Raw genomic sequence first — 25,136 nt, forward strand, 5'->3', positions numbered from 1 at the left:
AATTGGAAATAATGACAGGGGAAAGGGATTTTCCCGAAGTCAGGATTGTTACTGAAGAAGGCGATACCTGAGCTGATTGAGAACACAGACAGAAGGTCTGAAGATCCGTGTTCTCAATTGGTTCAGGTTTTTTTATTTCATAAAAATCCCTGAAGGATTTATTTATGGAAAACGCTTTATTATTTTCTCAATGGCGCGCGTTGAAGGAAGTAAGTGATTACGATTCATTATGATCAAAGAAAAGAAGGGAGAAAAAAATGGCGACGAAAGTCAGAGATTACACAAAGCTGGCCAGTGATATTATTCAGGAAGTCGGCGGAAAAGACAATATTATCAATGCGACACGATGCGCGACTAGATTGAGACTTGTATTGAAAGAGACAGCAGATGACGCAAAAGACAGAGTTGGAAAACTTCCGGGAGTTATTACGGTCGTTGAGAATGGAGGACAGTTCCAGGTAGTTATCGGAAACCATGTTGGAGATGTCTATGCACAGGTGGCAAAAGAACTGGATCTGGACAATTCCGACCGTGTGGTAGAAGAACCAAAGCAGGGAGTTTTAAACCGGGTGATCGCGACCATGTCTGCGGTATTTGCTCCGTTTATTTATGTGCTGGCGGCAGCAGGTTTGCTTCAGGGTGTTTTGATTCTGATCAATCTGGCAGTACCGTCCTTTGCCAATACCGGAACATATGAAGTGCTTAGTTTTATGTCATGGGCGCCGTTTACATTCCTGCCGATTTTTATCGCAATTACGGCATCCAAACATTTTCAATGTAATATTTACATCGCAGTTCTCTGCTGCTGTGCCCTGATAAGCCCTACCTGGACAGAAATGGCCGCAAGGATCGCGGATGGCGAGACGATCAAATTCCTGATCTTCAATCTTTCTGAAACAACTTATACATCTTCCGTCCTGCCTCCGCTGTTCCTTGTATGGATTCTTTCTTATCTGGAACATTTTGTAGAAAAGAGACTGCATGAGAACATTAAATCACTGTTTACACCATTGATCTGTCTGGTCATCATGGTTCCGCTGACGATCCTTCTGATCGGACCTCTTTCCAGCCTTCTGGCAACAGGAATCGCCAACGGATACAATACATTGTTTAACGCATTCCCTGCACTGGCAGCAGCTGTAATCGGCGGCGTATGGCAGGTGATCGTAATCTTTGGTGTTCACTGGGGAATCACACCGGTGATACTGGCAAACTTCGATATGTATGGAAGAGATTCTTTCCAGGCATTCCAGACCATCGCCGTTGTTGCTCAGATGGCAGCAGCCTTTGGAGTGTTTATCAAATCCAGAAACAAAGAATTTAAGGGCGTGGCTCTTTCTTCTGGTATCACAGGTATTTTCGGAATCACAGAGCCGGTGATTTATGGTGTTACCCTTCGTCTGAAAAAACCATTTGTCTGTGGATGTGCAGCCGGAGCTGTGGGAGCCATTGTAGCAAGCTTCTTCAATTCTTACTATTATGCTTATGCAGGACTTCCTGGACTGCTTACGACAGTGAACGCGATCAACCCGGATAATCCGGCTTCCTTCCTTGGAGAAGCAATCGGCTGTGCGATTGCCATTATTGGAGCCATTATTCTGGTCCAGATCGTAGGATTTGATGATCCAAAACAGGAAGAAGAGGAAGAAGAAGTGCTGCCGGAGGAAAAGAGCAGCAGTACAGCCAGCGGAGCTCAGACACACAAAGAAGTATACGCTCCGATCAAAGGGGAAGTGATTCCTCTGAAAGAGGTAGAAGATGAAGTGTTCAGCAGTGAACTCATGGGAAAAGGAGCGGCGATCAAGCCGGAAGAAGGAAAAGTTTACGCACCGTTTGACGGAACAGTAGAAAGCATTTTCGATACAAAACATGCCATGGGACTGAAATCGGATGATGGAGTGGAGCTGCTGATCCATGTCGGAATGGATACGGTAAAACTCAATGGAGAACCATTTGAATTGAAAACAGAAGCAGGAAAGAAGATATCCAAAGGAGACCTGCTGCTGGAGTTTGATATGAAGAAGATAGAAGATGCGGGACTCCCGCTGGTAACACCGGTCATTGTGTCAAATACAGACGATTATACGGATGTACTGGCATATCCAAACGAGAAAGTAGAACCAGGTGATGCATTATTATCTGTAATCGAATAGGAAAAATTATCTTAGGAGGAAAAGAAATGAGCAGATTACCAGAAGGATTTTTATGGGGCGGCGCTGTCGCTGCCCATCAGTTTGAAGGCGGATGGAATGAAGGAGGCAAAGGACCGAGCGTTGTAGACGTTATGACAGCCGGAGCCAACGGAGTTGCCAGAAGAATCACAGATACGGTAGAAGAAGGAGAATTCTATCCGAATCATGAGGCGATTGATTTTTATCATCACTACAAAGAGGATATCGCTTTGTTTGCGGAAATGGGATTAAAATGTTTCCGTACGTCCATTGGATGGACCAGAATCTTCCCAAACGGCGATGAGGAAGAACCCAACGAAGAAGGACTGCAGTTCTATGACGACGTCTTTGACGAACTGCTGAAATATGGCATCGAGCCGGTCATCACCCTTTCCCATTTTGAAATGTCTCTGCATCTTGCAAGGGAATACGGCGGGTTCTATAACCGCAAAGTAGTGGATTATTTTGTAAAATTTGCGGAAGTCTGCTTCAGACGCTACAAAGATAAAGTAAAATACTGGATTACATTTAATGAGATCAACAATCAGATGGATACTAACAATCCAATCTTCCTCTGGACCAATTCCGGTGTTATGCTGAAAGAAGGAGACAATCCGAGGGAAGTCATGTTCCAGACAGGACATCATGAACTGCTGGCAAATGCTCTGGCAGTGAAAAAATGTCATGAAATCTGTCCGGACGCAAAGATCGGATGTATGATCGGATGTGTTCCGATTTATCCGTATTCCTGCAATCCGGATGATATTATGGCAGCAGAAGAAGCCATGCATCAGAGATTTTTCTTCCCGGATGTATTTATGAGAGGACATTATCCGTCTTATGCAAAGAAAGAATTTGAACGGGAAGGCTATCACATCGTCATGGAAGAAGGGGATGACAAGATCCTGGAAGAAGGTACGGCGGACTTCCTTGCATTAAGCTATTATATGTCTACGGTTGTTAAAGCTGATGTGAAAAATGAGAATCTGGAAGGTGTTGTCAATGGCGGACTTCCGAATTCTGTGGATAACCCTTATGTAAAAGCCAGTGACTGGGGATGGCAGATCGATCCGGAAGGATTAAGATATTCCCTCAACATACTGGCAGAACGATATGAGAAACCGCTGTTTGTTGTGGAAAACGGATTTGGAGCCGTTGATCAGATCGAAGAGGACGGAACCATTGACGATCAGCCAAGAATCGATTATCTTAAGAGTCATATCGAAGCGGTGAAAAAAGCAGTGCTCCATGACGGAGTGGATCTGATGGGATATACACCGTGGGGCATTATTGACCTGGTATCTTTTACAACAGGTGAAATGAAGAAGAGATACGGAATGATCTATGTAGACCGTGATAATGAAGGAAACGGAACCATGGAGAGAAAGAAGAAGAAATCCTTTGACTGGTTTAAAAAAGTAATCGCTTCCGATGGAGAAGAATTATAAAAGAAACAACAGCTTAAAAGGAAGAGCCAGGAGTAAAAATCCTGACTCTTCTTTTCTTTATGATTTTTTATCAGGTGTGTGCAGGCCGTGCATGCTGCAGCTGCTTTCCAGCCCCCTCTGCTCCAGATAGTAATCACCCCAGTCATACATGGAACGAAGAAGAGGGATAATGCTTTCTCCCAGTTTTGTCAGAGAATATTCGACTTTCGGCGGAACGACAGGGTATACTTCCCGGTGGATCAGCTCACTGGCTTCCAGTTCCCGCAGCTGCTGGGTCAGCATCTTCGGGGTGGCGGCAGGAATCCTTCGTTTTAATTCACTGAAACGGAGGGTCTGGTTGACCAGATGCCATAAGATCAGAGATTTATATTTCCCGCCGATCAGTTCCAGTGTTGTTTCCACAGGACAATAGCAGGGGTTTGGTTTTGTAATATGTTCCATAGGGACCTCCTTTAGTATCTTTTTAGGTACTATATTTCTTTTAAGTACGTTCTTGCAATTATAATCATTAATGATAAAATTATAACATGGAAAGAGAAAAACGGCAAGGATTGAAAAACAGGAACTGTACAGTGATCGGAAGCAGAATGAAATCTGCGGATGAACAGGCTGACAGGGGCAAAAATATGAAAAATATAGAAGGAAAGCCTTTTCTTTCTGTTCCATTTGTAGTAGCATAAAAAGGATTGAATATATGAATGATGCAGATCATTCTGGAGATGGAGGAAGTATGTTAGAATTAAAAAATATATCATTTACCGTCTCTGATGAAGAAAATAGAGACAAAGAAATTATAAAAGACATCAGCCTGACGCTGGAAGATGACAAATTTATTGCCATTACCGGCCCTAATGGAGGAGGAAAATCGACGCTGGCGAAGATCATTGTGGGAATTGAGAAGCCGACGTCCGGACAGATCATCTGGAATGGACAGGATATTACCAATCTCAGCATTTCAGAGAGAGCGGATCTCGGAATCAGTTTTGCATTCCAGCAGCCGGTCCGTTTCAAGGGAATTACTGTATTTGATCTGATCAAACTGGCAGCTGGACACCAGATTTCCAGATCAGAAGCCTGTGAATATTTATCCGAAGTAGGACTCTGCGCCAGAGATTATGTAAACCGTGAAGTGGACGCAAGTCTTTCCGGAGGAGAAATCAAGAGAATTGAGATTGCCACGATCCTTGCCAGAGGAACGAAACTTTCTATTTTTGACGAGCCGGAAGCGGGAATTGATCTCTGGAGTTTCCAGAATCTGATCCAGGTATTTGAGAAGATGAGAAGCGATATTAAAGGTTCCATTCTGATCATTTCCCATCAGGAGAGGATTTTGAGAATTGCGGATGAGATCATCGTCATTGCGGACGGAGAAGTACTGGAACATGAGAAAGCAGAGGAATTTCTTCCGAAACTGTTAAATGATACAGAAAGCAAAGACGAATCCTGTCACTGCTGGAAGAAGGGAGGATGTTAAGATGGATATTAAGATCGATCCGATTCAGATGCATCTGCTGGAAGAAGTCTCAGGACTGCATGAGATTCCGGCAGGAGCCTATAATATCAGAGCTAATGGAAAGGGAATTGCGAGAAACAGTTCAGCCAATATCGATATCATTCCGAAAGATAATGGAACGGGAATCGATATTAAGATTAAACCGGGAACAAAACATGAGAGTGTGCATATTCCGGTAGTACTGAGCGAAGCAGGACTGACAGAAGTTGTATACAATGACTTCTATATTGGAGAAGGAGCCGATGTGACGATCGTAGCCGGCTGTGGAATCCACAATGGAGGGAAAAAGAACAGCCAGCATGATGGAATCCACCGGTTCTATATAGGAGAAAATGCCAGAGTCCGCTATGTAGAAAAGCATTATGGAAGCGGCGAAGGAACCGGCGAAAGGATCATGAATCCGCAGACGATCGTTGAGATCGGAAAGAACGGATATATGGAAATGGATACCGCGCAGATCAAAGGCGTCGATTCTACCAAACGTCTGACTAAGGCAAAACTGGCGGAAGGGGCGACATTTACCGTTATGGAACGTCTCATGACCCATGGAAAGCAGTATGCGGAGAGTGAATTTGAGGTTGATTTGGACGGAGATGATTCCGGAGCTCATATCGTATCCAGATCTGTGGCGAAAGATTCTTCCAGCCAGATCTTTATTTCCAAGATCCATGGAAATGCCAAATGCAGCGGACATTCTGAATGTGACGCGATCATCGTGGGAGATGCGAAGATCAGCGCTATTCCGGAAATTACGGCAGACTGCTCTGACGCTTCCCTGATCCATGAGGCAGCGATCGGCAAGATTGCCGGAGAGCAGATTATTAAGCTGATGACCTTAGGCCTGACAGAAGAAGAGGCAGAAGAACAGATCATCAACGGATTCTTAAAATAAACAGGTTAAAAAAGGCGCCTTTTTGTATGGCGCCTTTTCGGATACATAAGATTCTTTTATCTGTTATAATAAGAAAAAGGAAGACAGGAATAATAAAAAGAAAAAGGAGTATGAACCGGATGAATCAAAATTATACTGTAATCAAAAAAGAACCCATTGAAGAACTGGATGGAACCGGCTGGCTTCTTCGTCACAAAAAGACAGGAGCAAGAGTGGTCGTGATTTCCAATCAAGATGACAATAAAGTATTTCAGATCGGATTTAAGACGCCGCCAAAAGATGATACAGGAGTTCCGCATATTCTGGAACATTCTGTATTATGCGGATCCAGGGAATTTCCGATGAAAGATCCCTTTGTGGAACTGGTCAAAGGATCTTTAAATACTTTTTTGAATGCCATGACATATCCGGATAAAACAGTATATCCGGTGGCAAGCCAGAACGACAAGGACTTTTTCAATCTGGTCCATGTTTATCTGGATGCTGTATTTTACCCGAATATTTACCAGAAGCCGGAAATCCTGAAACAGGAAGGATGGCATTATGATCTGGAATCCGCAGATGCGCCGATTCATTATAACGGGGTTGTATTCAATGAGATGAAAGGTGTGTTTTCATCTCCGGATCAGCAGCTGGCAAGAATTATCCAGAAATCTCTGCTTCCGGATACTCCGTATGGATTTGAATCCGGCGGAGACCCGGCTGCGGTGCCGGATCTTACCTATGAAGGATTTCTTGATTTCCACAGAACTTACTATCACCCGTCTAACAGTTACATTTATCTTTATGGAGATATGGATCCGGATCAGTATCTGGAATTTATCCATGAGCATTATCTGAAAGATTTTGATGAAAAGACGGTGGATTCTTCCTGGAAGCCGCAGGCGCCGTTTGATAAACCGAAACGGGTGAAAGAATATTATCCGATCGGAGAAAATGATTCTGAGGAAGAAAAGACTTATTTTGCATACAATGCAGTCATCGGCACCAGTCTGGACAATGAGCTGTATCTGGCCTTCCAGATCCTGAACCGGGCACTGTTTGGAGCACCGGGAGCTCCGGTGAAGAAAGCCCTCCAGGAGGCTCAGATTGGAAAAGATATTTCCAGTTCCTATGACAATGGAATCGAGCAGCCGGTTTTTTCTGTCGTTGCACAGGAAGCCAGGGAAGATCAGGAAGAAGATTTTGTACGGATCATAGAAGAGAATTTAAAGAAAATCGCAGACGAAGGCATTCCGAAGCGAAGCCTGACAGCGGCGTTCAATTTTTACGAATTCCGATATAAGGAAGCCAACTTTGGCCGTTTTCCAAAAGGTCTGATGTACGGGCTTCAGATGTATGACAGCTGGCTTTATGATGATGAAAAACCGTTTATCCATATCAAGACCAATGAAATTTTTGAGATTTTAAGAAAGAAGATGGAAGAGGGATATTTTGAGGGGCTGATCCGCACCTGTCTTCTGGACAATCCTCATAAATCCGTTGTGGTTATGAAGCCGAAGAAAGGACTTCAGAAAGAAAAAGATCAGCAGGAAGCGGATAAATTAAAGGCATACAAGGAATCTCTGTCAAAAGATGAAATCGATGAACTGGTGAAAGAGACAAAACGTTTGAAAGAAATCCAGGAAACGCCGTCCACAAAGGAAGAACTGGAGAAAATACCGGTTCTGGATATCGAAGATATCCGAAAAGAAATCAAGCCGCTGAACAATCAGGAAGAGGAAGCCGGAGGCGTCAAAGTCCTGTGGCATCCGTATTTTACCAATCAGATCTGTTACTTAAAGCTGGCTTTTGATATGAGCAGTGTTCCAATGGAACTGGTGCCGTATGCGTCTCTGCTGACGGAAGTGCTGATGGGGGTAGACACAGAGAAAAGAAATTATCAGGAACTGGGCAATGAGATCAGCATTGAAACCGGAGCCATCGCGGCTTCCATGGATGTGCTGCCGCGTGGAAAAGATGATTTTCTTCCGATGTTTACCGTGAAAACAAAATGTTTCTATCCGAAGACCCAGAGAGCCTTTGAACTGATGGAAGAGGTTGTCTTTGAAAGCAGACTGGACGATAAGAAACGTTTAAAAGAAATCATGGGACAGATTTATACGAATCTTAAAATGATGCTGACGGAAAGCGGACACAAGACAGCGGCCAACCGGGCCATGTCTTATTTCTCCGGATATGCGCAGTATAAAGAAGAAATCCAGGGAATTTCCATGTTTGAGTCCATAAAGAACTGGTACGAGAATTTTGATGAAGAATACGAAAATATCGTAAATGGACTGGAAGAGGCAAGAAAAGCAATTTTCCAGAAACAGAATCTGATCGTAAGCTACACAGGAAAAGAAGAAAATCCGGAATTTATGGCAGAAAGTCTTTCTCATTTTGCAGAACGTCTGTATCCGGATCAGGAGAAAACATCCGGTGTTCATGTGGCATGCCATCAGAGAAATGAAGGATTTGCCACAGCAGGAGGCGTCTGCTATGTTGCCTGCGCCGGCAATTTTATGGATCAGGGCTTTGAATATACCGGAGCGCTGAAAGTTCTGCAGATGATCTTCTCCTATGAATATTTATGGATCCAGCTGAGAGTTAAAGGAGGAGCCTATGGCTGCATGTGCAGTTTCGGAAATCAGGGCGATTCCATGTTTGTTACCTACCGGGATCCAAATCTCACGGAGACATATGATGTATATGAACATGCCGCTCAGTTTGTAGAGGAGTTTGATGCAGATGAGCGCGATATGAAGAAATATATCATCGGAACGATCAGCAGCATGGATATGCCAATGGGACCGGACGATATGGGAGCCAGAAGTTTTAATGCCTATCTGATGGGAAAAACAGAAGAAGAACTGCAGAAAGACAGGGACCAGGTGCTTGGGTGTACAAAAGAAAAGATCAGAGCGCTTGCTCCTCTGGTAAAAGCCGTTGTGGATGCGGGCAATCGCTGCTGTATCGGAAACGAAGAAAAGATCCGCCATGCTGAAAACTGTTTTGGTGAGATCAGGAATTTACTGTAAGAAGAAAGGATATTTATGGAACACGTATTCAAATCAGGATTTGTAACATTGATCGGACGCCCGAATGTAGGAAAATCTACGCTGATGAACCGTCTGATCGGGCAGAAGATCGCCATTACATCCAGCAAACCTCAGACTACAAGAAACAGGATTCAGACAGTGTATACGGATGACAGAGGACAGATTGTTTTTCTGGATACACCGGGGATCAACAAGGCCAAAAACAAACTGGGAGACTATATGCTCCAGGCAGCAGAGAGAACGTTAAATGAAGTTGATGTGGTTTTGTGGCTGGTAGAGCCAACGACATTTATCGGCGGAGGAGAACGCTATATTGTGGAACAGCTTTCCAAAGTAAAGACGCCGATCATTCTGGTCATCAACAAGATCGATACAGTGGAAGAAAAAGAAATCCTGGAAGCGATCAGCACTTATAAGGATGTGCTTGAATTTGCGGAAATCATACCGGTATCCGCCCTGAAGGCAAGAAACACCCAGGATGTGATCGATACGATCTTTCAATATCTGGATGAAGGACCGATGTATTATGATGCGGATACGGTTACCGATCAGCCGGAGCGTCAGATCTGTGCGGAGCTGATCCGTGAAAAGGCGCTGCGGTGTCTGAGTCAGGAAATCCCTCATGGAATCGCGGTTGTTATTGACTCCATGAAAGAAAGAAGACACGGTCATATCATTGATATTGATGCTACGGTAATCTGTGAAAAGGATTCCCACAAAGGAATCATTATAGGGAAAAAAGGCGCCATGCTCAAGAAAATTGGAAGCCAGGCGCGGACAGAGATGGAAAACCTTCTGGATACGAAGGTGAATCTCCAGCTTTGGGTGAAAGTGAAAAAAGACTGGCGGGACAGTGATTTCCTGCTGAAAAATTACGGATACGATAAGAAAGAAGTTTGATCATGGGACAGGAAATCAAAGTACTGGGACTTGTGCTGCAGGCAGGGAATATCGGGGAGTACGATAAAAGAATCGTACTCCTGACCAAAGAGCGGGGCAGGATCTCTGCTTTCGCCAGGGGAGCGAAAAGAGCGACCAGCCCTTATGCAGCGGCATGCCAGCCGTTTACTTTTGGAACATTTTCTCTGTATGAGGGAAAAAATTCATTTAATGTCATATGGGCGCAGGTGGATAATTATTTTGAAGAATTGAAAAAGGACCTGGATCTGATTTATTATGCCAGTTATTTCAGTGAATTGGCGTCCTATTTAACCCGGGAAAACAACGATGAGATGCAGATTTTAAAACTGCTGTATCAGAGTCTGAGGGCATTGGAAAAGAAGACCATACCGCCGGCTTTGATCCGGCTGGTGTATGAGATCAAGGTCATGGCGTTTTACGGAGTTGGAATGGAAGTGTTTCAGTGTGTCAGATGTGGAAAAACAGAGAATCTGACGGGATTTCAGCCTTCTGAAGGCGGGGTGGTCTGTTCGTCCTGCGGAAAGGGAGAACTTTCCGTATCTCCGGCGACCCTTTACACCCTGCAGTTTATTTTGTGCAGCCCGGTGGAAAAACTTTATACATTCCGGGTCAGCAAAGAAGTACATAAAGAGTTAAAAGATATTACGAAAGCTTTTTTAGGAACGCAGATTCATCATGAGTTTAAATCTTTGATTTTCCTTCCGGAATCATGATCCGTACATAAAAAACAAGGCTGCCACAGATTTCTGGCAGCCTTGTTTTTTCTTACCCATACAGGGGAAGATTATTTACATAAAATACGCAGAACTTTAACAAATTTTTCTTTGTCTTCTGTTGAAAATTTTTCAAGAAGACGAAGGATTTCTTTGTTCAGCACATTATCCTTTTCACCATTTTCATTCGTCTCAGGACGAAGAAGATAGTCAATGGAAACATTCAGGAGTTTTGCATAGTAAGATAAGACTCTTAAGTTCATCTTGACACGGTCATTTTCGATGTTGCTGATGAAAGCAACTGTTACGTCCAGCGCGTCTGCAATCTGTTCCTGAGTATAGCCTGCTTGTTTACGTAAAGTCTTCATTCGTTTACCAACATTGGTATAATCAATTTGATACATGGTCTAATTCCCTTTCTTCATATCTCCTAAGTAGTTAATATAAGCATTATAATATAAATAAAAAGAAAAAGTAATATCCAATTAGTATATTTAGTATATTTAAAAAAAGATAGCAGAGGTGAATTAGAACTTGAAAAAATACTCATTACAAGATACAATGGAACAATATAAAGAAAATATAAAAGAGGTAGAAAACTTATGGAAGTAACAATGGAGAAAATCGTGAACCTGGCAAAGGTTCGAGGATTCGTATACAGCGGTTCTGAGATTTACGGCGGTCTTGCCAATACATGGGATTACGGAAATCTCGGAGTAGAACTGAAAAATAACGTAAAAAAAGCATGGTGGAAAAAGTTCGTTCAGGAAAGCCCTTATAATGTCGGCGTAGACTGCGCGATCCTGATGAATCCGCAGACATGGGTGGCATCCGGACATCTCGGAAGTTTTTCTGATCCTCTGATGGATTGTAAAGAATGTCACGAGCGTTTCCGCGCGGATAAGCTGATCGAAGATTATATGCATGAGCATAATATGGAACTGGAAGGTTCCGTGGATGGATGGTCCAAAGAACAGATGGAAAACTTTATTAAGGAACATGATATTACATGTCCTTCCTGCGGAAAGAAAAATTTTACAGAGATCAGAGAATTCAACCTGATGTTTAAGACATTCCAGGGAGTAACGGAAGATGCCAAGAGTACCGTTTATCTCAGACCGGAAACAGCACAGGGAATCTTTGTGAATTTTAAAAATGTACAGCGTACCTCCAGAAAGAAGATTCCGTTTGGAATCGGCCAGATCGGAAAATCTTTCCGAAATGAGATCACTCCTGGAAACTTTACGTTCCGTACCCGTGAGTTTGAGCAGATGGAACTGGAATTTTTCTGTGAGCCGGATACAGATCTGGAGTGGTTCGAATACTGGAAAGAGTACTGCATCAACTGGCTGAAGAATCTTGGAATCAAGGATGATCAGATGAGAGTACGTGATCATGAAAAAGAAGAATTATCCCATTATTCCAAGGCAACTTCAGACATTGAATTCTTATTCCCATTCGGATGGGGTGAGTTATGGGGAATTGCCGACCGTACAGACTACGATCTGACACAGCATCAGAATACATCCGGAGAAGATCTGACTTATTTTGATCCGGAAAAGAAAGAGCGTTATATTCCATATGTCATTGAACCGTCTCTGGGAGCAGACCGTGTGACTCTGGCATTTTTATGCGCGGCTTATGATGAGGAAGAGCTGGAAGGAGGAGACACAAGAACGGTGCTTCATTTCCATCCGGCCATCGCTCCGGTTAAGATTGGAATTCTTCCGCTGTCTAAGAAATTAAGCCCGGAAGCAATGAAGGTTTATGAAGAACTGGTGAAATACTATAATTGTGAATTCGATGAGCGTGGAAATATCGGAAAACGTTACCGCCGTCAGGATGAGATCGGTACGCCGTATTGTGTGACATTTGACTTTGACTCTCTGGAAGATGGAGCCGTAACTGTCCGTGACCGTGACACCATGGAACAGGAACGAATCAAGATCGAAGATCTGAAAGAATATTTTGAAGAAAAATTTGCTTATTAGAATGTTTGAAATCCCGGAAGAGTATAACTCCGGGATTTCTTTGCCATATGACAGAGAAATACGATGGAGGAGTTGGTAATGGGTAAGAACTATGACTATTCTTACACGCAGGACCGGGAGCTGTCCTGGCTGAAATTCAATGAGAGAGTTTTAAGAGAAGCCGGGAAAAAGTCAGTTCCCATATTGGAACGGTTAAAATTTCTGGAAATTTTTACGAATAATCTGGATGAATTTTATATGGTCAGAGTGGGAAGCATCCATGAGATGAGCCTGATTCATGATCATCATCATGATATCCGGTCTAATCTGACGCCGGATGAGCAGCTGACAAAGATCGCGGAAAGCATGGGACCGCTTTACCGGCTGAGAGATAAGATTTTTACGGATGTATCCGAAGAACTGGAGAAGAGAGGAATCAAACAGTGCGGGTTTGCGGATCTGAACATGGAAGAAAAGCAGTATCTGAAAAATTACTTTGAAACCATGCTGCTGCCGGTGCTGTCTCCGATCGTGATCGGAAAGCAGCATCCGTTTCCGCATCTTCCCAACAAAGTAATCCATATCGGGCTTTTGCTGAAAAAAAAGGGAAAAGAATCCTTTGGAATCATCGCCATGCCAGAAGATATGGACCGGATGATATTTTTAAAGGGAGAGCAGACCAGATTTGTGCTTTTAGAGGATGTTATCGCGCGGTATTGTGATGTCCTGTTTCGAAATTATACTGTGGAAGACAAGACGGTCCTATGTGTGACCAGAAGTGCGGATATTAATCCGGATGATGAAATCTATGAAAATACGGATGATTACCGGGAACATATGCGCCAGATCATTAAGCTTCGAAGAAGGCTGCATCCGGTCCGGCTGGAATTTTACCGCGGAGGAAGTAAATGGATTGAAAAATATCTGATGAAGAAGCTGGATATTTCTGCAAAAGAGGTATTTCAGAGTCTGACGCCGCTGGACATGAAATATGTTTATCAGCTGACAGACCATATTCCGAAAGAAGAAAAAAAGAGAGGAAGCTATCAGCCGTTTACTCCGGCGGTCAACCGGGATCTGATTCCGGGAGAATCCGTGACAAAACAGGTGCTCCAGGGGGACAAACTGCTGTCATTTCCTTTCGAAAGCATTGACAGCTTTGTGCAGCTCTTAAAAGAAAGTGCGAGAGACAAAGAGACTATATCCATTAAGATTACGATCTACCGGCTGGCAAAACAGGCAAAGATCGTAAAATACCTGTGTGAGGCAGCGGAAAATGGAAAAGAAGTCATTGTGCTGATGGAACTGCGGGCCCGGTTTGATGAGCAGAACAATATCAATTATTCGGAAATCCTGGAGGAAGCAGGATGCAAGATCATGTACGGGATTGAAGATTACAAAGTACATTCCAAAGTCTGCCTGATTACGAAGAAGAACAGCAGAGGGATTTATTATATTACACAGATCGGAACAGGAAATTATAATGAAAGTACATCAAAGATTTATACGGATCTGAGCCTTTTAACGGCTTCCAAAGCCATTGGCCAGGACGCAACGAAGTTTTTCCGCAACATTTCTGTGTTCAATCTGGACGGAGAATATGATCATTTGCTGGTGGCGCCGGCCAGTCTGAAAAATAATATTATAAAATACATACACAGGGAGAAGATGAAAGCAGAGAGTTTTCAGCCCTGCGGAATCTTTATGAAGATGAATTCCCTGACAGACCGGCAGATCATCGATGCTCTGGCGGAGGCGTCCTGCGCAGGCGTTCCGATTTTTCTGCTGGTGCGGGGAATCTGCTGCATTCGGCCGGGAATTCCGGGAAAGACAGAAAATATCCGGGTGGAAAGCATTGTCGGAAGATTTCTGGAGCATTCCAGGATCTACAGTTTCGGTTCCGGGGAGGATTTGGAGATTTTCATCTCTTCTGCGGATATGATGACGAGGAATACCAAAAGAAGGGTTGAAGTAGCATGTCCGATCTATGATCCTGCCCTTCGGAAACGACTGTCCGATATGATCGAAATTCTGAAAAAAGACAATGTGCAGGCATCCAGACTGCTTTCCAGCGGGGAATATGTATCTAAGAGGAAAAAAGGAGACGAACCGCTGAGTTCCCAGACCTATTTTATGAAGGATGCAAGACGGCATGAAAGAAAGCCAAAACAAAAGAAAACAGGATTTTTTGCTTCTGTAGGCCGGAGGCTGTTTCAGAAGCGGACCGGCAGATAAGCATCAGGCATTATAAAAACAGGAAATCAGAAAATTAAAGGAGGTTTTGCAATGCTTTGGATTCGAAATGGAAGGATAATGGACCCGGAGACGGGACTGGATCAGACAGGAGATGTCCTGCTGGATGGAAATCAGATTGTAAAAATCGGAAAGGTGGAAGATGCAGCGGATGACTGTCAGATCATTGACGCCAGTGGGCAGATTGTGGCTCCGGGACTGATCGATGTTCATGTTCATTTTCGTGATCCGGGATTTACTTATAAGGAAGATCTGACGACAGGAGCGGCAGCAGCTGCAGCTGGAGGATTTACCACGGTTGTCTGCATGGCAAATACAAAACCGGTGGTGGACTCTGTGGAAATCTATGAGGAAATCGCAGAACGTTGTAAAAAACTTCCAATCCGTGTTCTGCAGGCAGCGGCGGTATCCAAGGGGTTCCAGGGGAAAGAACTGGTGGATATGGATGCCTTATATAAGGCAGGAGTCAAAGGATTTACCGATGACGGTCTGCCGCTGATGGATGAAAATGTCGTCAGGAAGGCAATGGAAAAGGCAAAGGAATTAGATGTTCCGATCAGCCTTCATGAGGAAGATCCGGCTTATATCAAACAGCCGGGAGTGAATCAGGGTAAGGTTTCCAAACAGCTGGGATACGGAGGCGCTTCTTATATGGCAGAAGCCGTTATGGTAAAGAGAGACTGCCAGCTTGCGCTGGAGACCGGAGCTTCTGTGGATATCCAGCATATCAGCTCTGCCCAGGCAGTGGAGTATGTAAAAGAAGCCAAAGAAAAAGGCGCTCATGTGACGGCAGAAGCTTCGCCGCATCATTTTACGCTGACGGAGGAAGCGGTTCTGAAATATGGAACTCTGGCCAGGATGAATCCTCCTCTTCGTACGGAGGAAGACAGAATGCGCATTATCAAAGGTCTGCAGGAAGGCACCATCGAGGTTATTGCTACCGACCATGCGCCTCATTCCAAAGAAGAAAAGGAAAAGAGTCTTGCGGAAGCCCCAAGCGGCATCACCGGCCTGGAGACGGCTCTTGGTCTTGGCATTACTGAGCTGGTGGGTAAGGGATATCTGTCTATGATGGAACTTCTGGAGAAAATGACCGTCAATCCGGCGAAATTATATCATCTGCCTCAGGGACGCCTTCAGGAAGGCTGCCCGGCGGATCTGGTGATCTTCGATCCGGAAGAAGAATGGATTGTAAAAGATTACAAATCCAAAGCGAGCAATTCTCCGTTTACCGGATGGAAGCTCAGGGGAAAAGTAAAATATACTATCTGCGATGGAAAGATTGCAGATGGATAGAAAATAAGTCGTTGTTTCGCGGAAAAGCCCGGAACAGCGGCATTTTTCTGCTGTTTTCTTAAAATATCAGGAATAATTCCTGACTTTACATTCCTCTAAAAAACGATTTTACATTTAACATAGATTTTACATAAGCCTCCTTTTGGATTTAACAAAGCGCAGGTAAGATAAATCTTGTAATTGAAACAGAGCAAAAGGAGAGAACAGAAATGAGAAAAAAAGTTTTGACTTTAGCATTAGCCACCGTAGCAGCAGCAAGCCTTTTGACAGGTTGTGGTGGAGGAAGTAAAGATTCCAGCAAGAATGATGATATCGCAGTTGTATCCAGAGAGGATGGATCTGGTACAAGAGGCGCATTCGTTGAATTGTTCGGAGTCGAAGAAGAAAAAGATGGAAAGAAAGTGGATATGACAACACAGTCTGCCCAGATTACAAATTCTACTTCCGTTATGATGACAACAATTGCTGAGAATGACGCAGCAATCGGTTACATATCTTTAGGATCATTAAATGATACAGTAAAAGCAGTGAAGATCGATGGAGCAGAAGCCTCTGCAGAAAATGTTAAAAACGGATCTTACAAAGTTGTTCGTCCATTTAATATTGTAACAAAAGATGGATTAAGCGACGCTGCAAAAGACTTCCAGAGCTTTATCATGAGCAAAGAAGGACAGAAAGTTGTAGAAGATAACGGCTACATCAGCGTAGATGAGAACGCAAAAGCATTTAAATCTAACGGAGCAAAAGGAAAAGTTGTTGTTTCCGGATCTTCTTCTGTAACACCGGTTATGGAAAAATTAAAAGAAGCTTATGAAAAAGCAAACGATAAAGTAACTGTTGAAGTACAGCAGAGTGATTCTACAACAGGTGTTAACAACGCAATCGACGGTGTATGTGATATCGGAATGGCATCTCGTGACCTGGCTGACAGTGAAAAATCCAAAGGCGTTACAGCAACAGCTATCGCTCAGGACGGTATTGCAGTTATCGTAAACAAAGACAGAGATGTTGATGAACTTACAAGTGACCAGGTAAAATCAATCTTCACTGGTGAAACAACATCCTGGGGTGATATCAAATAATAAAAAGTAATTTAAAGGTGAGGAATTTATGAGAAAATATAAAGAGCAGATTATGAGCGTGATCTTTTTGATCGCAGCATGTGCTTCCATCCTGGCAGTTATATTAATTTGTGCTTTCTTATTTATAAATGGAATTCCTACCATAGGGAAAATCGGACTTGGAGAATTTATTACCGGAAAAATATGGATGCCAAAGGTTGAGATCTTTGGCATCTTCCCTATGATTTTAGGAAGTATCTATGTTACTGCGGGAGCAATTATCGTTGGAGTGCCGATTGGAATTCTGGCAGCAGTCTATATGGCAAGATTCTGTAATGACAAAGTTTATAAAATTGTAAAACCTGCGGTTGGGCTTCTTGCAGGAATCCCTTCCGTAGTATATGGTTTCTTCGGAATGGTAGTTTTAGTCCCATTATTCAGAAGCATGTTTGGAGGTACTGGAAACAGTTTGTTTACAGCATCCATTCTTCTGGGAATCATGATTCTGCCGACCATCGTGGAGGTATCTGAGAGTGCGATCCGCGCTGTACCAGACAGCTACTATGAAGGATCTCTTGGTCTTGGAGCAAGCCACGAAAGAAGTGTCTTTTTTGCGGTGCTGCCGGCGGCAAAATCAGGAATCCTGGCAGGCGTTGTCCTTGGAATTGGCCGTGCCATTGGTGAAACCATGGCGGTAGTTATGGTTGCCGGAAACCAGGCAGTTGTACCGTCAGGACTATTCAACGGAGTCAGAACGCTGACGTCCAATATTGTATTGGAAATGGGTTATGCGACAGATCTCCACAGAGAAGCATTGATTGCTACAGCGGTTGTATTATTTGTATTTATCTTATTGATCAATCTTTGCTTTGCAGCATTAAAGAAGAAGGAGAATATTTAAGATGGAGGCTGTAAAAACTATGGAGAAAACAGAAGAAATTCAGGGAATTAACAAAGTAACGTTTGGCCAGAGAATGAAATCTTACAAAAGAACGCCGCTGTCTTTTGTTTTATGGCTGCTTGTTAATGCGGCTATGATCATTACAGTCGTTGTATTATTCTTCTTGATTGTATATATTCTGGTCAATGGTATTCCAAATTTAACACCGGATTTGTTTGATGTAAAATACACAACAGAAAATGTGTCTATGTTCCCTGCGATCATTAATACATTGATCATGACAGGTTTATCACTTTTATTTGCAGTTCCACTTGGAATCTTTGCTTCTATCTATCTGGTAGAATATGCAAAGCGAGGAAACAAAATTGTGGGGCTGGTAAGAATTACTGCAGAAACACTGCAGGGAATTCCTTCTATTGTATATGGATTGTTCGGTATGCTGTTTTTCGTTGGTGCACTGGGATGGGGATTATCCATCTTATCTGGCGCGGCAACCATGGCAATCATGATCCTTCCGCTGATCATGCGTACCAGCGAGGAGGCATTAAAATCCGTTCCGGATTCTTACAGAGAAGGAAGTTTCGGACTGGGAGCCGGAAAGCTTCGTACCGTATTCCGTATCGTACTTCCATCTGCGGTTCCGGGAATCTTATCAGGAATTATCCTGGCAATTGGACGTGTCGTTGGAGAAACGGCAGCATTAATGTATACAGCAGGTACTGTTGCAGAAATCCCTTCTAATATTATGGGATCCGGACGTACACTTGCCGTTCATATGTATACGTTATCCTGTGAAGGACTTCATATCAATCAGGCATACGCAACAGCAGTTGTCCTGCTGATTACAGTATTGCTGATCAATGCGGTTTCTTCCTTTATTGCAAAACGAATCACGAAAGGGTAAAATGGAATGGGAACAAAATTTAAAATCGATAATTTAGATTTATATTATGGAAAATTCAAAGCATTAAAAGATATTAATCTGGATCTTCCGGAACATGAGATTACAGCGTTCATTGGTCCGTCCGGATGTGGAAAATCCACATTGTTAAAATCATTAAACCGTATGAACGACCTGGTAGAGGGATGTAAGATCACCGGAAAGGTAACTCTGGACGGAGAAGACATTTATGGAGACATGGATGTGAACCTGTTAAGAAAACGTGTCGGAATGGTATTCCAGAAACCGAATCCATTTCCGATGAGTGTATATGACAACATTGCGTATGGACCAAGAACACACGGAATTCATAATAAGTCACAGCTGGATGAGATCGTAGAGAAATCTCTGAAAAACGCTGCAATCTGGGATGAGTTAAAAGACCGTTTAAAGAAGAGTGCTCTTGGACTTTCCGGAGGACAGCAGCAGAGACTCTGCATTGCAAGAGCTCTGGCGGTAGAACCGGAAGTCCTGTTAATGGATGAGCCTACTTCTGCCTTGGATCCGATTTCTACTTCAAAAATCGAAGATCTTGCGGTAGAATTAAAATCAAAGTATACAATCATTATGGTAACTCATAATATGCAGCAGGCGGTCAGAATTTCTGATAAGACAGCATTCTTCCTGCTGGGAGAGATGGTAGAATTCGGAAAATCTGATGATCTGTTCTCTATGCCTCAGGATAAACGAACAGAAGACTATATTACAGGGAGGTTTGGCTGATATGAGAAACCGATTTGACAGACAGCTGATGCGTTTAAATCAGGAAATGGTCGATATGGGAGGCCTTTGTGAGGAAATGATCACAGCGGCTGCGAAGGTTGTAGCAACCAGAGATAAAGAACTGATTCATGATATAAAAGGAATGGAAGAAGAAATCAATCACAAAGAACGTGACATTGAGCGTATCTGTATGAAGCTTCTGCTTCAGCAGCAGCCGGTAGCCACAGACCTGCGTGTTATTTCTTCCGCTCTTAAGATGGTATCTGATATGGAACGTATCGGAGACCAGGCAAGTGATATCGTAGGAATCGTACAGAAAGATTCCGCAGTGCCGGCTCAGATGGAAAATACACATCTTGAGAAGATGTCCAAGGCGACGATCGACATGGTAAGCCGAAGCGTCAAAGCCTTTGTAAAGGAGAATCTCGGACTTGCCCGTGAAGTCATTGAACAGGATGATCTTGTAGATGATCTGTTCAGTCAGGTAAAGAAGGAAGTTATTGAGATGATCCATAATGAACCGGAAAGAGGAGAAGAATGTGTCGCAATTCTTATGATCGCGAAGTATTTTGAACGTATCGGAGACCATGCAAGCAATGTAGCTGAATGGGTAGAATATGCGATTACTGGTGAATATAAAGGAGGAAGCTTGTGATTTTTGTTGTAGAAGACGATCCGAATATAAGAGAACTTGTGACTTATACACTGCAGAGTACCGGATTTGAGGCAAAAGGATTTGAAGACGGGACTCAGTTTATGGAAGCCATGAGTGAAGGAGTTATGCCTGAATTAGTATTGCTGGACATTATGCTGCCGGGAGAAGACGGAATGTCAATACTGGGAAAACTTCGTGGAAAGTCAGCAACAAAAGAGCTGCCAATTATTATTATGACGGCGAAAGGCACAGAGTACGACAAAGTGCTTGGTCTTGACAGCGGAGCGGATGATTATGTTACCAAACCGTTCGGCATGATGGAGCTGGTTTCCAGAGTCAAGGCAGTGCTTCGCCGATCCAAAAAAGAGTCCAAGGATGAGCTGCAGGTCGGAGATCTGCGGATTTATCCAAATAAACATAAAGTAAAAGTAAAAGATCAGTCAGTAACTCTGACGAACAAAGAATTCAAGCTTTTATGCCTCCTGGTAGAAAGCAAAGGCAATGTATTAAACAGAGACCAGCTGCTTACGAATATATGGGGGTATGATTTTGACGGGGAGACAAGAACTGTGGATGTTCATATCCGTTCGCTCAGACAGAAGCTGGGAGAATGTGGAAGCCTGATTGAGACTGTACGTGGAATTGGTTATCGTATCGGAGGAAATGAATGAAACGTAAGATTTTCAGCAAAATGGTATTGGTTTCATTTGCTGCAGTCTTGATCACGACCGTAATTTTGTCATTTATTGCTTACTTTCAGTATATCCAGCAGATAGAATCGGGGATTCGGGATGAGGCCGGATACATGGCGACATCTTTAAATCTTCATGACAAACAGGATCTGAACGCCTATAAGGATATTACCGTCACCAGAATTACCTGGATTGACGAGTCTGGTGATGTGATTTATGACAGCGAGGGAGAAGAAAGCACCATGGGAAATCACAAAAACCGGAAAGAAATTAGGGAAGCGATAGAGAAAGGTACTGGAGAAGATACAAGAATTTCAAGTACACTGAATAAACAAACATATTATTATGCAGTGCGGCTGGATGACGGAACAATCCTGAGAATGTCCCGGGAGACACAGACAATTCTGCGTCAGGTTCTGGGATTTCTGCCGGCAGTTTCGGTTATGCTGCTGATTGTTCTGGTTTTGGATGTTATCTTATCCAGAATTATTACAAGCCGTATTGTGGAACCGATTAACCAGATTGACCTGCTTCATCCGAAGCAGAATCAGACATATAGTGAGTTGACGCCGTTGTTAGATAGGATTGAACAGCAGAATATTGATATCCAGAATCAGATTGAGGAAATTAAGGAAGCTGAGAATATGCGCAAAGAATTTTCGGCGAATGTTTCTCATGAGTTAAAGACTCCGCTGACAACAATTTCAGGATATGCAGAGTTGATGAAGGATGGTTTGGTTAAGCCGGAAGATATGGAACGTTTTTCCGGTACAATTTACAAAGAAGCCAGACGTTTGATTTCTATGATTGAAGATATCATTAAATTATCAAAATTAGATGAAAATCAGGTAGAGTTAGAGAAAAAGGACGTGGATCTTTATGAGCTGATCTTTCAGATCAAATCTGATCTGGAGCATAAGCTGAAAAAAGAAGATGTAACCTTCCATGTCCGAGGGGTTCATACGAAAATCTTTGGAGTTTATCAGATTTTATACGAAATGTTCTTTAATATCTGTGAAAATGCCGTAAAATACAACCATCCGAAAGGCGAAGTTGTCGTTACGATCGCGGCAATGGATGAGAAGCCAACGGTTGTAGTAGAAGATACCGGAATCGGAATCCCGAAAGAAGATATAGACCGTGTATTTGAGCGGTTTTACCGGGTGGATAAGAGCCATTCCAATCAAAAGGAAGGTTCCGGACTTGGACTTTCGATTGTGAAACATGGAGCAAAGTATCATCATGCATCCATTGAGGTGGAAAGTAAATTGAATCAGGGAACAAAGATTACGATCGTTTTTCAAAAAGAAGCTAAAAAATAAAATCGTATCCCCGTTTTTGAGGGGATACGATTTTTTTGACTGATATTATGAAAAAACAGGTTTGTCATAGGTAAAAACTACGGAAGAACCATAGACATTCCGATATTTATACATAAGCTTTCCGATGCTTCCGGCATAGGCCGGATCTGTGGCGTACTGATGCCAGATACTGGAGGCTTTCGGATGGTAGCGGAATTTGTACAGGGTGTTCTGCCGATGTGTGCTGTTGTAAATGTACCATTTGGATACATATTTTGCAGCGCCTGCAATGGCTTTATCGACGCTTGTCCAGCCTTCATTGTAAGCATAGGTAAAGCCGCACAGCTGAGGCGCCGCGTCCACTGCCTTGATTCCATACAGATTGTAGTATGTGTTTTTTCTGGCAGAAACAGGTATTTCGGCAATCTCCAGATAACCGGAAGCTGTTTTTACATAAGAACGGTCAGGTTTCCTCTGAGAATCTGATAAAAACTGAAAGCCTGTAATTTCGCCAGAAGAATCTTTTTTTACAGATTCGCCAGACACGATCTTTCCTTTCAGACTCGTTGTATCGTATTTTTGTACCTGGGAATCGGCAAGAAAATCAGCCTGAATTCCCTTTGCCAGAAAGCTGGTTCCGTAGCCGGATTCCTGGATCGTCTGGCAGAGAAAATAGAGAGGATCGATCTTATATGTCCTGGAAGCCTGCAGAAATGCATCGCCTTTTCCTGAAAATACACTGTCTGGCTTACTGGAGATCATGGAAGCCAGATGATTCTTATAGACGGCGGCATTGACTTCACGGTAAGAATCCAGACGCAGAAACTGCAGTCCATTTGTAGCATCATTTGCCGGATTGACATAAGTATCGTACTGCTGTGCTGTGATTGCCTTTCCGCCGTAAGATGGATAAACCTTCATCTGTTCTTTTATATAGGAAGATCTCGATATTCCCATGGAATAAGAAGAAGTATTCGATGAAGCCGGTCTGGAGGTTGTGGAAGCCGGACGGGATGTCGTTGCCGCAGGTTTTGAGGTTGTCGCCGCAGGTTTCGATGGCTTTGATGGTTTTGCGTAATGAATGATTCGCTTTTTGCTGTCATATGTATAGGATATGCCCAGATATTTTGCGGTAAAATTAGCCGGGATCAGCAGATAGTTTTTATTGATGCTGCGGTATTTTACGACAACGGGAGCAGTTGTCAGCCGGCGTTTTTTCCCGTTGGTATAGGCATACTTTTTATTTTTATAAAAGATGATCTTCTTTTTTCCATAGGTCAGAGTCAGTTTTCCGGTTTTGCTGCTGTAAGACCGTTTTACTTTTGGACCATTTTTGACCAGTGTATGATAATAAGGAAGCATATTTACCTTATTGATCTGAATGCCTGGTGTTTTGCCAAGAGATATGGTTTTGCCTTTGTAAGTAAAGGACAGCTGTTTTCCGCTGTACTGATAATTTTTTCCACCGTAGCGTATAGGCAGAGAAGCGCCCCATACGGAAGTTGTCATCACAAGACAGCTGAAAAAAACAGCTGCTCCTGTTCTGAGAGCGATATGTTTCATAATGATAAAAACCCCTTTCAATGGAACCGGAACCGGTATGGCGGTCCGGCCGATTTATTAATACTCCCGGAGATTATAGCATAGGAGCGATGCAGGAACAATTCATTTTCGGCAGAATCAGATGCAAAAAATTTGACAAAGAATGAAAACTTTGCTATTATAGTGAACAGGCATTTTAGTACGCTAATGTGTTGAAAGAATATGATGGAGGAGCAAAGGATGAAAAAAATTATCATTGGGTTGTTGGCGGTTGTACTTGCGGCTTCTTGTCTGTTTGGGTGCAGCAGCAAAGAAGAGAGCAAGGAAGATACATCTCTTTCTGAGGTAAAGGAAAAGAAAGAATTAGTACTTGGTCTGGATGCTTCTTTCCCACCGATGGGATTTACGGATGAAAATCAGAATATCGTGGGATTCGATATCGATCTTGCAAAAGAAGTAGCCAAGAGGATGGGTGTGAAGCTGAAACTTCAGCCGATCAACTGGGATTCCAAAGAACAGGAACTGGATACAGGCAATATTGACTGTATCTGGAACGGACTGACATACAGCAAAGACAGGTCAGAGGTGATGCTTTGTTCTGAGCCTTACATGGAGAACCATCAGGTACTGGTAGTTCCTGCAGACAGCAAAATCAAAAGCCTTGATGATGTGAAGAATAAATCTCTTGGCGTTCAGGAAGGTTCTACAGCGGCAGACGCAGTTGACAAGACCGATGAACTCAAGGATGCGAAGATTGTATTGCTCCCTGATAATGTACAGATCTTAAATGACCTGGGCAATGGATGCGATGCAGCGGTTATGGATGAAGTAGTAGCCAAATATTACACTGAGCAGGATGAAGGAAAATATAAAGTTCTGGCAGCAGATCTTGCCACAGAAGACTATGTGATCGGTTTCCGCAAAGGGGACAAGGCTCTCTGCAAAGAAGTGGAAAAACAGCTGAAAGCTATGGCAGAAGATGGAAAGATGGCAGAGATCAGCAAGAAGTGGTTCGGTGAAGACATTACTACGATAAAATAGCACAGCAGGATAAGAGAACGAAGAGGGGCTTTTGTTGTCAAAAGTCCCTTTTATGGTTATAA

The 25,136-nt window shown here is 43.1% G+C and carries 21 protein-coding genes; 18 read left to right on the top strand and 3 right to left on the bottom strand.

What is annotated here, in order from left to right; all coding sequences use genetic code 11:
* Positions 1-257: 257 nt before the first annotated feature.
* On the top strand, positions 258-2,153 hold the full coding sequence (locus JMF81_RS11750) for a beta-glucoside-specific PTS transporter subunit IIABC (RefSeq protein WP_201311637.1): 1,896 nt from the start codon (positions 258-260) through the stop codon (positions 2,151-2,153).
* A 26-nt stretch (positions 2,154-2,179) separates the two neighbouring features.
* The gene (locus tag JMF81_RS11755; protein WP_201311638.1) at positions 2,180-3,619 is read left to right on the top strand and encodes a 6-phospho-beta-glucosidase; all 1,440 of its coding nucleotides are present in this window, start codon (positions 2,180-2,182) and stop codon (positions 3,617-3,619) included.
* A 57-nt stretch (positions 3,620-3,676) separates the two neighbouring features.
* Here the strand turns inward: JMF81_RS11755 and JMF81_RS11760 are convergent, their stop codons facing one another.
* Positions 3,677-4,051, bottom strand: a complete 375-nt coding sequence (locus tag JMF81_RS11760) for a winged helix-turn-helix transcriptional regulator (protein ID WP_378171632.1) — start codon at positions 4,049-4,051, stop codon at positions 3,677-3,679.
* A gap of 298 nt (positions 4,052-4,349) precedes the next feature.
* Between JMF81_RS11760 and JMF81_RS11765 the strand changes: the two genes are divergently transcribed.
* From JMF81_RS11765 to recO, 5 genes are all read left to right on the top strand, one after another.
* Entirely contained in the window at positions 4,350-5,093 is a 744-nt protein-coding gene (locus JMF81_RS11765) for an ABC transporter ATP-binding protein (RefSeq protein WP_201311640.1), read from the top strand.
* A 1-nt stretch (position 5,094) separates the two neighbouring features.
* Positions 5,095-6,024: a SufB/SufD family protein gene (locus tag JMF81_RS11770; protein WP_243282625.1), complete on the top strand. Its 930-nt coding sequence runs from the start codon at positions 5,095-5,097 to the stop codon at positions 6,022-6,024.
* A 119-nt stretch (positions 6,025-6,143) separates the two neighbouring features.
* Positions 6,144-9,044 (top strand): insulinase family protein, encoded by a 2,901-nt coding sequence (locus JMF81_RS11775; RefSeq protein ID WP_201311641.1) that lies wholly within the window; start codon positions 6,144-6,146, stop codon positions 9,042-9,044.
* A gap of 15 nt (positions 9,045-9,059) precedes the next feature.
* A complete protein-coding gene (gene era / locus JMF81_RS11780) occupies positions 9,060-9,965 on the top strand; it encodes a GTPase Era (RefSeq protein WP_201311642.1) in 906 nt (301 codons plus the stop codon).
* Between the two features lie 2 nt (positions 9,966-9,967).
* Positions 9,968-10,699 carry a DNA repair protein RecO gene (gene recO, locus JMF81_RS11785; RefSeq protein ID WP_201311643.1) on the top strand — a complete coding sequence of 244 codons (732 nt, stop codon included), beginning with the start codon at positions 9,968-9,970 and terminating at the stop codon, positions 10,697-10,699.
* Positions 10,700-10,770: 71 nt separating this feature from the next.
* On the opposite strand, the gene JMF81_RS11790 is transcribed toward recO, so the two are convergent.
* Positions 10,771-11,103: a helix-turn-helix domain-containing protein gene (locus JMF81_RS11790; protein ID WP_201311644.1), complete on the bottom strand. Its 333-nt coding sequence runs from the start codon at positions 11,101-11,103 to the stop codon at positions 10,771-10,773.
* Positions 11,104-11,301: 198 nt separating this feature from the next.
* On the opposite strand from JMF81_RS11790, the gene JMF81_RS11795 reads away from it, so the two are divergent.
* From JMF81_RS11795 to JMF81_RS11840, 10 genes are all read left to right on the top strand, one after another.
* Positions 11,302-12,690 carry a glycine--tRNA ligase gene (locus JMF81_RS11795; protein ID WP_201311645.1) on the top strand — a complete coding sequence of 463 codons (1,389 nt, stop codon included), beginning with the start codon at positions 11,302-11,304 and terminating at the stop codon, positions 12,688-12,690.
* A gap of 78 nt (positions 12,691-12,768) precedes the next feature.
* The gene (gene ppk1 / locus JMF81_RS11800; RefSeq protein ID WP_201311646.1) at positions 12,769-14,904 is read left to right on the top strand and encodes a polyphosphate kinase 1; all 2,136 of its coding nucleotides are present in this window, start codon (positions 12,769-12,771) and stop codon (positions 14,902-14,904) included.
* 51 nt (positions 14,905-14,955) lie between these two features.
* Positions 14,956-16,218, top strand: a complete 1,263-nt coding sequence (locus JMF81_RS11805; protein ID WP_201311647.1) for a dihydroorotase — start codon at positions 14,956-14,958, stop codon at positions 16,216-16,218.
* Between the two features lie 209 nt (positions 16,219-16,427).
* Positions 16,428-17,300 carry a substrate-binding domain-containing protein gene (locus JMF81_RS11810; protein WP_201311648.1) on the top strand — a complete coding sequence of 291 codons (873 nt, stop codon included), beginning with the start codon at positions 16,428-16,430 and terminating at the stop codon, positions 17,298-17,300.
* Between the two features lie 28 nt (positions 17,301-17,328).
* Entirely contained in the window at positions 17,329-18,180 is an 852-nt protein-coding gene (pstC, locus tag JMF81_RS11815; protein WP_201311649.1) for a phosphate ABC transporter permease subunit PstC, read from the top strand.
* A 1-nt stretch (position 18,181) separates the two neighbouring features.
* Positions 18,182-19,084, top strand: a complete 903-nt coding sequence (pstA, locus tag JMF81_RS11820) for a phosphate ABC transporter permease PstA (protein WP_201311650.1) — start codon at positions 18,182-18,184, stop codon at positions 19,082-19,084.
* Between the two features lie 6 nt (positions 19,085-19,090).
* Entirely contained in the window at positions 19,091-19,843 is a 753-nt protein-coding gene (gene pstB / locus JMF81_RS11825; RefSeq protein WP_201311651.1) for a phosphate ABC transporter ATP-binding protein PstB, read from the top strand.
* 1 nt (position 19,844) lies between these two features.
* A complete protein-coding gene (gene phoU, locus JMF81_RS11830) occupies positions 19,845-20,498 on the top strand; it encodes a phosphate signaling complex protein PhoU (RefSeq protein ID WP_201311652.1) in 654 nt (217 codons plus the stop codon).
* A complete protein-coding gene (locus JMF81_RS11835) occupies positions 20,495-21,169 on the top strand; it encodes a winged helix-turn-helix domain-containing protein (RefSeq protein WP_201311653.1) in 675 nt (224 codons plus the stop codon). Before phoU ends, JMF81_RS11835 begins: the two co-directional genes overlap by 4 nt.
* The gene (locus tag JMF81_RS11840; RefSeq protein ID WP_201311654.1) at positions 21,166-22,512 is read left to right on the top strand and encodes a sensor histidine kinase; all 1,347 of its coding nucleotides are present in this window, start codon (positions 21,166-21,168) and stop codon (positions 22,510-22,512) included. Before JMF81_RS11835 ends, JMF81_RS11840 begins: the two co-directional genes overlap by 4 nt.
* Before the next feature lie 45 nt (positions 22,513-22,557).
* Here the strand turns inward: JMF81_RS11840 and JMF81_RS11845 are convergent, their stop codons facing one another.
* A complete protein-coding gene (locus tag JMF81_RS11845) occupies positions 22,558-24,054 on the bottom strand; it encodes an N-acetylglucosaminidase (RefSeq protein WP_243282627.1) in 1,497 nt (498 codons plus the stop codon).
* Positions 24,055-24,273: 219 nt separating this feature from the next.
* Between JMF81_RS11845 and JMF81_RS11850 the strand changes: the two genes are divergently transcribed.
* On the top strand, positions 24,274-25,074 hold the full coding sequence (locus JMF81_RS11850; protein ID WP_201311655.1) for an amino acid ABC transporter substrate-binding protein: 801 nt from the start codon (positions 24,274-24,276) through the stop codon (positions 25,072-25,074).
* Positions 25,075-25,136 lie beyond the last annotated feature (62 nt).

Origin of the sequence: Anaerostipes butyraticus (genome assembly GCF_016586355.1) — a bacterium.
Lineage (GTDB): Bacteria > Bacillota > Clostridia > Lachnospirales > Lachnospiraceae > Anaerostipes > Anaerostipes butyraticus.